At 36.0% G+C, this 12,242-nt stretch carries 7 protein-coding genes; 2 read left to right on the top strand and 5 right to left on the bottom strand.

Annotation, left to right across the window (positions count from 1 at the left end):
* Nucleotides 1–118 precede the first annotated feature (118 nt).
* Together AB3M96_RS06155 and wecB are read right to left on the bottom strand one after the other, a co-directional pair.
* Nucleotides 119–1,810, bottom strand: a complete 1,692-nt coding sequence (locus AB3M96_RS06155; RefSeq protein ID WP_412966702.1) for an SH3 domain-containing protein — start codon at nt 1,808–1,810, stop codon at nt 119–121.
* A 439-nt stretch (nt 1,811–2,249) separates the two neighbouring features.
* The gene (gene wecB, locus AB3M96_RS06150; protein WP_412966701.1) at nt 2,250–3,392 is read right to left on the bottom strand and encodes a non-hydrolyzing UDP-N-acetylglucosamine 2-epimerase; all 1,143 of its coding nucleotides are present in this window, start codon (nt 3,390–3,392) and stop codon (nt 2,250–2,252) included.
* Between the two features lie 291 nt (nt 3,393–3,683).
* Between wecB and AB3M96_RS06145 the strand changes: the two genes are divergently transcribed.
* Nucleotides 3,684–5,138, top strand: a complete 1,455-nt coding sequence (locus AB3M96_RS06145; RefSeq protein WP_412966700.1) for a leucine-rich repeat domain-containing protein — start codon at nt 3,684–3,686, stop codon at nt 5,136–5,138.
* A 101-nt stretch (nt 5,139–5,239) separates the two neighbouring features.
* On the opposite strand, the gene AB3M96_RS06140 is transcribed toward AB3M96_RS06145, so the two are convergent.
* The 3 genes from AB3M96_RS06140 to AB3M96_RS06130 all read right to left on the bottom strand — a co-directional run bounded on the left by AB3M96_RS06140 (nt 5,240) and on the right by AB3M96_RS06130 (nt 11,187).
* A complete protein-coding gene (locus AB3M96_RS06140; RefSeq protein ID WP_412966699.1) occupies nt 5,240–5,923 on the bottom strand; it encodes a sugar phosphate nucleotidyltransferase in 684 nt (227 codons plus the stop codon).
* A 66-nt stretch (nt 5,924–5,989) separates the two neighbouring features.
* Complete coding sequence (locus AB3M96_RS06135; protein ID WP_412966713.1) at nt 5,990–7,843, bottom strand: NTP transferase domain-containing protein; 1,854 nt, start codon at nt 7,841–7,843, stop codon at nt 5,990–5,992.
* Between the two features lie 188 nt (nt 7,844–8,031).
* The gene (locus AB3M96_RS06130) at nt 8,032–11,187 is read right to left on the bottom strand and encodes a glucosaminidase domain-containing protein (RefSeq protein WP_412966698.1); all 3,156 of its coding nucleotides are present in this window, start codon (nt 11,185–11,187) and stop codon (nt 8,032–8,034) included.
* A gap of 246 nt (nt 11,188–11,433) precedes the next feature.
* On the opposite strand from AB3M96_RS06130, the gene AB3M96_RS06125 reads away from it, so the two are divergent.
* Nucleotides 11,434–12,156 carry a hypothetical protein gene (locus AB3M96_RS06125; protein ID WP_412966697.1) on the top strand — a complete coding sequence of 241 codons (723 nt, stop codon included), beginning with the start codon at nt 11,434–11,436 and terminating at the stop codon, nt 12,154–12,156.
* Nucleotides 12,157–12,242: the final 86 nt, after the last annotated feature.

Genomic DNA, 12,242 nt, shown 5'->3' with positions numbered 1-12,242 from the left:
AGTATAAAAGACTGGCTGATGTCGTGCATTTTTTATGCCTTTAATTGTGTAGGAACCCCAACAAATATTATAGAACCAAAAAAAGTGAACCTGCAAGAGGCTCACTTTTAAAATTGATTTATCTAATCCACGCACCGTCACTACCTAGACGATATCCATCAATGGTGGTATTTTTCGCCATATTTCCACCCGAATAGAAGTAGTACCATTTGTTATCTATTAGCTCCCAACCGGTTTGCATCGCACCGCTATTTGCTAAGTAGTACCAGCTGCCACCGTAATAGAACCAGCCAGTTAACATAGCACCGTCATTTGTGAGGAAGTACCAGGTTCCATTTTGATTAACCCAGCCTGTTTGCATGATTCCATCTTTATTAAAGAAGTACCATTTTCCTTTATCTAAAAGCCAACCAGTTTGCATTTCACCACTCTTACTAAAGTAATACCACTTATTACCATAGTAGAACCATGTGCTTTTAGCCATTTTTCCGCTGTTTAACAAGTAGTACCATTTTCCTTTATCAAGTACCCAGCCAGTTTGCATCGCACCATCAGACTTTAGATAATACCAATCGCCTTTATCATATTGCCAGCCTTTTGCCATGTACCCGTTTTGCTTCAGGTAGTACCATTTGCCGTTCCACGGAAGCCAACCAAGGAACATTTTTCCGTTGTTATCAAAATAGTAATATTCATTACCATCTAGCACCCAGCCTTTTTTCAAAGAAAAACCGTTTGGATAGGTGTAATTATAGAAGTCCTGTATAAATGCTGCAATTTTCACAGCCCAGGCTTCATCTGTCGCATATTGATGCCATCCGCCGTTGTCATTTTTCATATTATCAAGTGTTGATTGGTAGAGTGGATAGACCCTATCCGTATCCCAAGCCCTGATAATATAGTTGTTTGCAATCCAAATTGCGCCTGCCTTTATACCACCTTCTGGGGTATCAAAGGTATATGCACCTTGAGCAGGTTTTGAATCAATTGCGCCTATTCCGTAATAATTATATTTAGAGCTAACAATCGCAGATTTGCCCCAATTTGATTCATGACCAGCGTGAGCCATTAAATAGATGGCATTTAACCCTGTAATGTTTTGAGCTTCTACGAAGCTAGATCCCTTGTTTGTCATCAATGTTGTTTTTCCACTATCTCTAGAAGCGATGTAACGATTTAGTTCTCCAGCTGTTACATTTGCTACTGAATCAAGAGGAGAAAAAACAGACAGATTATTTGTAACGATTCCACTCTTATCGAATTCATAGCGAATGATGTTATAACCTCTGTTAGACCAGTCACCATCGATATAAGCGGCACCCCAGATCCAACCAACTTGTCCAGATGCAGTTTGAACTTTATACCAATCTTTGTATTGTTCAGTTTTTACATATTCATAGTCCAAGACATTTACTCTTGTTTTGTCAGGAATCATTCCAATTTGTGTAGCACCAGTGCTAGGTTGTTCTCTTAGAGCACGCTCGTATTTCACTAACCATGTGATGCTTTCAGGATTTGTACTTAGATAAGCCTTTTGAACCCAGCCTTCTTGACCAGCTGATGTTCTAACTTTAACACCATAGCGATACTCCTCGAGTATGGTAACTGAATCACCAAAATATAACTCTGCTAATCTAGTATACCCGGGATTATATAGAGGCAAATGCAAATTATAATCTGATAGTTCTTCAAAGCTTCTGTAAAGTGGCAGCTTATCAGTAGCAACATAGGTAGTTGCACTGTCTGCTGATACAGGTTGATTTAGAAGAAATAGAGCGACTAAACACATGAGGATCCCACGAACCGACAACTTTATCAAACTTTTTCCAACCCCTTCTTCCTTGTTAATGGGCTAATGAGCTACTCTATTAACCTATTGAATATAATATCATAAATTCCGACATAAACATCTAGAAATTTACAAATTTAGTAGTTTAGAAACATAAAAATGCTGTAGACAGGAATAATTATCTATATTTTAAATAGAGTAAGTGGATTTACTTTGCACGATCTAAAAATAGGAACTGTCCAATAAAAATGGATTGTATTGCTGTCTATATAGTGGAGTTGGAATATCTTTACTTAAGAGGAAAAACCCGCAGATGATCGAACATTGTAATAACGAGAACCTAGAGGAGTATCCGCACTTCATTTATTCGTTTCTAAATACGTCCTTTGTCGGACCTTTATATCCTTTCTTAATACAAAAAACCTCTCATCTTTGATGAGAGGTTACGTATATCTTGTCTTTATTCAAAGTTTTTTGGAGCCTGGTCCCTTTTCCCAAAATGATATAAGATAGCTTTTACAATTCTGTCAGAAGCTAGACCATCACCGTATGGATTTGATGCTTTTGCCATCTTCTCATATTCCTGTTCGTTTGTAAGAAGTTCTTTTGCTAATGAATAAATTGTTTCTTCATCTGTACCTGCTAATTTTAGAGTTCCCGCTTCAATACCTTCAGGTCTCTCAGTAGTATCGCGTAATACTAATACCGGCACTCCTAGTGATGGTGCCTCTTCTTGAACACCACCAGAATCAGTCAATATTAGATGCGCTCTAGAAGCAAAGTTATGGAAATCTAACACACCTAGAGGCTCAATTAAATGAATTCGGTTATCATTTCCTAAAACTTCATCTGCCAGCTCTCTTACAACCGGATTCAAGTGAACAGGGTATACCACCTGAATATTTTCATGCTCATTTACAATTCGCTTGATTGCTTTAAACATGTTACGCATTGGTTCACCCAGGTTCTCACGTCTATGCGCGGTAACTAAGATAAGACGATCTTCTCCTACTTTATCAAGCACCTCATGTGAATAAGTTGGAGTTACTGTTGTTTTCAGAGCATCAATTGCTGTGTTCCCAGTTATAAAAATAGTTTCCGATTTTTTATTTTCTTCTATTAGGTTCGTACGTGAGGTCGAAGTTGGTGAAAAGTGAAGATCCGCAATAACGCCTGTTATTTGACGATTCACTTCCTCCGGGAATGGAGAATACTTATTCCACGTACGTAACCCTGCTTCTACATGTCCCACGGCAATTTGATTGTAGAACGCTGCAAGGCTTGCAACAAAGGTTGTTGTCGTATCGCCATGAACAAGCACTAAATCGGGCTTAACCTCTTTCATTGTTTGGTCTAACCCTTCTAAAGCACGAGTTGTAACCCCAGTTAATGTTTGTCTGTCCTGCATTATATTTAAATCATAATCCGGCTTTATATCGAAAATTTCCAATACTTGATCTAACATTTGTCGATGCTGCGCAGTTACTGTGACAATTGATTCAATCTCATCTGGATACTTGTTCAATTCAAGAACAAGTGGAGCCATTTTGATTGCTTCTGGTCTTGTACCAAAAATAGTCATTACCTTAATACGCTTTGTCAAAATCATCCACCTACAATCATTTAAGTAATACATCACATTATATCATTATCTTGCAAGAAATGACATTCGTATTCAACCTATCATGAGTTTACACATATGTCTAAACATTTGATTTTATTGAATGACCTTACTACTTAAATTACATATAGCTTTTCTACCAAAAATCCCTTCGGATCTGTTCTACCATTCTAGTACTTTATTCCCAAATTTCGATAAAATTTGCATTTTCTGTCCATCCAAAACCTTCCAATAGTATAATCTTCATATAATAGACTGAAGGAGGAACTAGAGTTGCGAAAGTTTAATTTTATATGTTTTCTAGTCATTTCATTATTTTTAATTCCCTTTGTAGGGCAAACGAATGCAGAAGGTGAGGATACTATCTCTACTGCGAATTCATCTTTTTTTGAGGACCCTGCACTAGAAGCACTTGTTAAAGAAAGATTAGGCATCCAAGACAGAGCACTTACCGAAGAAGATCTGCTTCAATTAACCTCATTGAGAAGTCGATCTTACTCAACATCTCGGGGAATCACCTCTCTTAAAGGATTAGAGTATGCCAAAAATCTTACAGAGCTAGAGTTAGATAATAATAACATCTCAGACCTTACACCATTAACTAACTTAACGAAACTAGAGGTATTATGGGTATATGAGAATAAAATCACTAGTTTAAAAGGCATTGAAAAATTAACGAATTTATATGATCTTGATATTAGCTTTAACTCAATATCAGATATTACACCTGTCCAAAATCTATCTAATTTAACCGATTTATACGCAATGGGGAATTCTATTTCAAATCTTGCTCCCCTTTCTAAACTGACGAAATTACAATTTTTAGATCTCGATGAAAACCAGGTAACCAATCTGAGTCCTTTAGCAAATTTAAAAGAACTACTCGAAATTTATTTAAGTGATAACCAAATTACTACTATTAAACCTTTAGTTAGCTTGCCGAAACTGGAGTATTTTTCGATTGATAATAACAAAGTTTCATCAGTTGAGCCTTTACTTTACATGAACAGTATTTTAGGTGTGACTTTAGAACATAATCCATTAAATCCAAAAGCAACCGAGATACTCCCATATTTGAAAGAAAAAGGGATGCAATTGTGGTATTTAGAAGATGACCTCTATTCTGGTCAACCTCCTAAGGGATGGGTAGTGTATGATGGAACTTGGTATCTATATAACACTAATGGAGCACCTGTAAATGGATGGTACAAGGAAGGAAATTGGTATTACTTAGATCCAAACCTATTTGGGGCAATGGCAACAGGTTGGAGAGACATTAAAGGAACATGGTATTACTTTAGTACAAGCGGTGATTTACAAAACGGCTGGTTATACAGTTCAGGTCAATGGTACTATATGACTGATAATGGAATGAAAACCGGTTGGGTATATGACAACGGTTGGTATTATTTACAGAAAACTGGGGTAATGGCTTCTAAAAAGTGGCTTAAAGTTGATGATGCATGGTACTACTTTGCCTCTAACGGGAAACTGCAGACTGGATGGATATATGACCGTGGCTTTTGGTACTACATGACCAATAACGGTATGAAGACAGGGTGGTTATCATATGGTGGTTCTTGGTACTACTTAGCCGACTGGGGTGGAATGGAAACTGGTTGGGAACAAATAGACGGTAAATGGTACTATTTCTACTCAAACGGTGTAATGGCCAAAAATACAACAATAGAAGGCTATAAGCTAGGTAATGACGGGGCAATGCTTTAAGTAAGGAAAACACAAGAGAGCCTTAGCCACAATATATAAATCCGAATAAACTAGAGAAAACCTATATCCAACTAAAAAGAGGATACAGGTTTTCTTGTTTTTTAAACCATTACTACTTTTCTTACCTTTTCTAAATCTTCAAGAGAATCTATTTCATAGCTATCACTTTCATGGATTTTATGAAGATAGACGTCTAATTCTGGTAGATGGTCCTTTACTATATCGTCCCAATACAGATTTTCAAAGTTCCCTTTTTCGATTGTTTCCTCTAAATGCTTTGAAATGATCTCCCCATCTCGTTTGGACCAATAAGAGACACCACAAAGAATATAATTATCACCTTTATCCGCTACCACTATATCGTGAATCTTTTGTTCGTCATCAAACTGAATAACCCATTCATTTACGAATTGTTTTTTTGCACTGAAATAAAGAGATGTTTTTGGTGCTTTTAACAGAAAGTTTCTCGATAAGTAATTATCAGCATCAATAACGTAAGTATCTTCTAAATACTTTCGAACAAGATACATTGTGTATATATTATTGAATTGATCAAATTTATCATTATGAACAAGTGTTACTCCGTATTTCTCGATTAGGTACGTAAACTTCTCTTTTAAATAACCTGTTACAACAATGATTTCTTCAACGCCAATTTCCTGTAAATACTCGATTTGTGTTTCAAGCAATGGCTTGTTATTCACTTCTACCAATGACTTAGGAGTGGATAACGTTAGTGGACGTAGCCTTGTTCCCATGCCTGCTGCCAATAAGATTGCTTTCATATGTTTATCTCCTGACTAACGTTATAATTGTGTATATTATTTCTTTGTTTTTTGGGTCTAGTTTTTTTAGCGTGCTAATAGCAACTCAATATTTTTCTTCGCACGAGTATATCGTTCAATCCCATAGCTTCCAAAGCTGTCACCTTTGGCTTCCTTAATAATTGTCCAAGTACTCCATAAAAAATCCTGGAAGATTTTATTAATTAAAACCCTATCTTTCAGTTCGTTCGTTATTTCTTCTTTTTCAAAGTAATGAGATAAAAACAACTCCTCATCCTCTTCGCTAAAACCGCACTCTAAAGAATGGGCAGCCAAATCCCACATTGGGTCGTTCGAACCACTGTACTCCCAGTCAATTAGGTAGATTTGATTTTCTCCACTTTTCACGAAGTTTTCTGGAACTGTATCGTTATGACATGGTACATATTCAACATTTATTTTCTCATGTAGTTGCCTGACCTCAATAACCCGTTTCTTTACATCTGCATAATCTGGATAAAATTGTCCGTTAACATCCCTTGCTATCTTTTCATACTGCTCTATTTTTGCCATGATATCAAAATCATTCTCCATTTTCAGGTGGGATTGATGCAAGGTTCGCAGAACTCCTGCTGTGAGTTTCATATTATCCTCACGTTTTGCAGTTTTAGGGTTTAATGTTTCAGCATTTGATATTAATTCGGAAATCTTCACACCAGTATCTTCATTAAAATAAACTAATGCTGCGTCTATCCCTATTGCACTTGCTATATATGAATTTATTTTTTCTTCATAACGGTTAATCATCTGCTCTGTACCTGCACCAGGTATTCTAAGCACGTATTGATTTCCATTCATGAGGATTACTTTAAAGTTCTTATTCGTCATTCCACCAAATGGTTCGATACTGCCAATTTCGTCTTTAGTAACCCGTAAGGCATCGGCCACTAACTCTTGAATGAAATTCTTTTTAAACTCTGCCTCTTTACGTTTTAAGCGTGGATAAACGACATTCTTAACATGATTAAAATGCTCCATCGTATCTATTTCAGCCCACACTAAATCGTTTATTCGGATGTGACCGATGTCATATTGTCTGGCAACGTCTAATAATAGGTACTCGTAATTCAAGTATGGGTTTTTGTTATTCTCATACTCTTGTAGCATTTTCGTAAAAACTTCGTAAGAGAGCTTACTAATCCCAACTATTTCTCCATCAATGCGGTTAAATTGATGGATGTCCTTAGAGATTTTATATAAATATCCATTTCTTAATTCAACAAAAGCTTCATCTCCAGAACCGCTCTCTTTTGTGAGAAGAATACAATCTCTTTGAGGAAAATCAATTAATTGCTTAAATGTATTCTCTTCTGTTAATACATCATGTTCAATTAATAGAAAATCATCTGAGATATGTTCGTAGGCACATGCTAAAGATGCCATTGAACCAGTCCATTTAAATCTATTATTTTCCGTAACATAGACGCCATCCATTTCCTCAAGGAAATCAAATGCTTCTTTTTTATAACCAGTTACAATTACAATTTTTTCAATACCGTTCTCTTTTAAGATACGAAGATGCCTTTTTAAAAGAGTAATATCACCTAATTCCAACAAGCTTACGGGTCGATCAAACTCCTTAGTTTGACCTGCTGCCAGTATGACTGCTTCTTTTATCTCTTTTTTTGGCTTGGAATGGATATTCACCTTTTTTTGCTGATATTCTTCAATTCCTTGTTTGAAGAATTCCACACCACGGTCTGTTAAAAAGTAATTCATATTCCGGCCGCTTTTCTCACTTACTAAATAGCCTTCCTTTATGAGTTGATTTATGACTAAGTTGACTTTACCTGATGAGATGCCAGATAACTCTCCTATTTTCTTTTGACTCAAATTAGGTTGTTTATTTATTACTTCAAGAACTTTAAACCAAGAGTACATATTAACACCTACTGTATTCGATATATTCATTTTCTGAACGCGGTTATATCTTATCAACTAGAATATCCTTTGTAAATTAGTTTGCAGCTATTTCTTCAAAAACACTATTTTCCAATACTTTATTTATTTTTCAAATACTTTTTTTGAAGCTCAAAAAAACCTTCATCAACTGATGAAGGTTTTTATTCTTACTTATACAATGGTACATCATAAAATAACGTGTACGAACCTTTGTCAAGGAGGCTGTAGAGATTACTAATAGTAGTAACCTGTTTAACAGCCCAGCCCATATCAGTTGCATACTGATGTTTACCAGGGTTGCCCGGATTCCATCTCATTTTATACAGCGTATCCTGTTTATAGGTTGAGTTATGAATGTAATCTTGAGCTATCACCCTTGCTCCGCCTATAATGGCTTCTTCTGGACTAAACCAGCCCAATTCATATGCTTTTTCAGAGCCACAGGTTAATGGACATGAATCCTTAGCTCCATAGCCATACATATTATATACAACTCTAGGTTCAACTGGCTTCCCAGCTACACTTGATACTAAAACACCATTTGCTAAGGCAGAGGTACCGTTCCCTGTCTCAAGTAGTGCATGCGATAATAAATAGATTTCATTAACTTTGAATTCTTTAGCAGCTGTAACGAAGCTTTCCCCATGATTCTTAAGAATTCCTTTATTGTAAAGAATTTTCGAATTGATATCATCTTTACTAATGCCAGCGAGCTGTGATAGCTTTAAAAATTGGTAATATGAGCTATCCTTCTGCTGGAAGTTGTTTGGATTGATGTAATATACAGCATCCTCAGTAGTAGCATTTTTCCAAGTACCATACTTTACCTCGTACCAGTCACCACTTTGAGCCACTATCTCTACAGTTGCATTTAATTTGTATGACCCGACAATTCGGTAGGTTGTAGCAGGTCCTTCACGTACATTAAGCTTAGTTGTCGTTACTACAGCCTTCTTTGGATTGTCTTTATCAATCGCAAGATACTCACCGTGAACATACGACTTATCATTTTTATATTTGTCTGTTTGTGGTGGTGGATCTAGGGTAAACTGAATCGATAACATGTCTTGAAGTGTATAACTGTAATTCGTATACGTTATAATAGGCTCGGTGATTAATGCACCACTATTATTGAAATAATAGATCGTACCATCTATTTCAAGCTCACCTATTGCCATTACACCATCATTTTTTAAATAATATTTTTTACCGTATTCCTCATACCAACCTGTGATCATAGCCCCACTATAATTGAAGTAGTACCAATTATTATTATAAAGTACCCAGCCAGTTTGCATGATGCCATCATTATTTAAGAAATACTTGAAGCCTGCATCTGTAACCCAACCGGTTTGCATGACTCCCTCTGAATTAAAGAAATACCATTTATTAATTTCTTTATCCAAATGCCAACCAGTGATCATAATTCCACTTTGATTAAAATAATAACGCTTATTTTCAATTTGTAGCCAGCCTTTTACTGCGACTCGGCTATCATTGAAAAAATAAGTATTATTACCGTATTTATAAAAGCCTTTTGCAGCTGCTCCATTGCTCAAAAAGTAATAGAGTTTATCTCCATCCTGATACCAGCCCTTTACAGCTATCCCATTTTCATTGAAAAGATAAAGCTCATTATCTATTGTTTGCCAGCCTTTTACAGCAACACCAGTATTAGAAAAGTAGTATAGGTTTTCTCCTTCTGTATGCCACCCGCGTACTGCTGCCCCGTTGCTATCAAAATAGGATAGATTCTCTCCGTCTTGATACCAGCCAGCTTTTACTGCTATTCCATTTTCTTCAAAGAAATAAAGATTTCCGTCTATTTCTTGCCAGCCTTTTAGTGCAATACCATTACTTCCAAAGTAATAAAGATCATCATCCTCTGTAAACCATCCACTTACCGCTACTCCGTTACTATCAAAATAAGAGAGATTTCCTCCATCTTGGTACCAGCCAGCTTTTACTGCTATTCCATTTTCTTCAAAGAAATAAAGGTTTCCATCTATTTCTTGCCAACCTTTGAGTGCAATGCCGTTACCTCCAAAGTAGTAAAAATCTTCACCCTCTGTAAACCAGCCACGTACCGCTGCTCCATTACTATCAAAATAAGAGAGATTGTATCCATCTTGGTACCAGCCTTTTACAGCAATTCCATTCAAATCAAAATAATAGAATTCTCCATTAATTTCTAACCAGCCTTTTGCTGACCTACCATTTTTGTCAAAATAGTAAAGATGCTCACCTTCTGTATACCATCCTTTAATAGCTACACCGTTACTTCCAAAATAGTACGTGTATTCTCCCTCTGTATACCATCCTTTATAAGCAGTTCCTTCGTTTGAAAAATAGTAGAGGTTTCCTGCTTCTTCATGCCAGCCTGTTACTGCTGCTCCATTTTCATCAAAGTAATAGAGATTTCCGTCAACAGTAATAAATCCTGTCTGCATACTACCATTACTATCAAAATAGTATAGGTTCTCTTCAATAAGTTGCAAGCCCGTTACCATTTCTTGATTTTTGTCAAAGTAATAAAGTTTATCTTTATAAGGAAACCACCCAGTAACTTTTTCATCCGTCAAGATTCCTTCGTTTGAGAACACATACGGTTTTCCATCAAGCAACACAGTTCCAGTAATTCTTGCCCCGCTATTATCAAAATAATACATATGGTCATCTAATGTTAACCAGCCTGTTTGCATAACACCATCATGGTTTAAATAATAGTGATTAATGCCTAATTGCAACCAACCCGTTTTCATTGAACCACTTGAATTAAAGAAATACCAGTTGTTCTTTTCTAATAGCCACCCTGTTACCATCACACCACTTGATGTTAAGTAATAGGTACTATTTTGATCTGTAAACCAACCTGTCTGCATGGATCCATCCCGAGCAAGGTAATACCATTTGTTCTTATCTAATAACCACCCCGTTCGCATTTTTCCACTTTTTTCTAGAAAATACCATTTCCCTTGGTAGAGGACCCATCCCGTTGCCATTACACCATTACTGTGCATGTAATACCAATTACCATTATCCAAAACCCAACCTGTTGCCATCGCCCCGCTTTTAGTCAGGTAATACCAGCTGTTCCCATCAAGAAGCCAGCCTGTCTGCATAACACCATTTTTATTTAGATAATACCAGGTATTTTTATCAAGTACCCAGCCTTTAGCTGTGCTTCCTGTTGCTGTTAGATAATACCACTGTCCATTTTGATACTTCCAACCCGTTTGCGTCGCAGCATAGGCCCCTTCTAATGGAATCGTAGAAAACAACAGGGTAAAAGTAACTAAAAGTATAGATATTCGTTTCCTCACTTTCGTCCTCCTTTTTACCTAAACTAAAATAATACTAAACTATAAATCTTATACATTAAAATATAGCGAAACATGTATAGTATTGTCTATTAATCTTGGACGAAATTTTAATTATCTTTTACAGTATAGTTCTTAGGTCTTATTGTACTGGATTTTTATTCCATAAATAAAAATCTTTTAATCTACTGGAATTATGTTACTATTAAAAACGAATAAATTTATTGTCGAAAGTTGAGGAAGAACAACATGAAAAAGTGGATACTTATTGGGTTAGCAGTTGTCCTTTTAGGTACTGCTGGAGTCATTTATTATTTGTTGGAAATAAAAGAATATGATACAGCAGATGAAAATGTTGAGGAAATGGTCACAAGTGAGTACGAATTGATACTACCATCGGATGAAACAGCTATTGCTTCTGAAGAAGAATCAGCTACAGCTCCTGAGACAGAAGGAACTGAAGAAGCTGTTCCTGAAGATAGTAGCGATGATTCTAGTGACACAAAATCAAAAGAAGCAGTAACACAAACTAGCTCTACTGCTACAAAGAAAAGTACACAAAGTCAAGAGAGTAAGCAAAACACCAATTCCAGTGAAACGGTGAAAGAAAAAACAATAACTTCTAAATCAATTACTGATAAGTATAAGCCTTCCTTTTTAGCACTTGAAGATCAAGCAAATAGTAAGATAAATTCATTAGTTTCATATGCTGCTGAAGAGTATACAACTAAAAAGAAAAATGGAGAGAGTATCTCATATCTCTACTTTTACGCTAAGTATTCTCGTGCGGGAACTGCGCTAGAATTAAAAACGGATGAAGCTTTTACTTACCTATACAAAACTCTCATTGATGAACTAGTTGAGAACGGTTTTGAAGCAAAGGAAGCAAAGCCGTTTAAAGAAGCATATGAGAGCGCAAAAGAATCCCGTCGAAATGCTCTACTTGATAAGGCAAAGAGCTATCTCAATTAGTGAAAGTCAAATAGGATATTTTTCCTACGAAATTTGAAAATTTTTGTAAAATACTTTGTAATAATATGTATTTTTTTGTAGAATAG

The sequence above is a fragment of the Ferdinandcohnia jepli genome (assembly GCF_047246645.1).
Taxonomy (GTDB): Bacteria; Bacillota; Bacilli; order Bacillales; family Bacillaceae_L; genus Ferdinandcohnia.
Note: the sequence above shows the minus strand (reverse complement) of the source record. Positions and strands in the feature narration are given on the sequence as shown.

Excerpts from the sequence above, each read along its gene's own strand:
- AB3M96_RS06135 (WP_412966713.1), bottom strand. The coding sequence starts at position 7,843 with ATGTACTCTTGGTTTAAAGTTCTTGAAGTAATAAATAAACAACCTAAT.
- AB3M96_RS06125 (WP_412966697.1), top strand. The coding sequence starts at position 11,434 with ATGAAAAAGTGGATACTTATTGGGTTAGCAGTTGTCCTTTTAGGTACT.
- AB3M96_RS06140 (WP_412966699.1), bottom strand. The coding sequence starts at position 5,923 with ATGAAAGCAATCTTATTGGCAGCAGGCATGGGAACAAGGCTACGTCCA.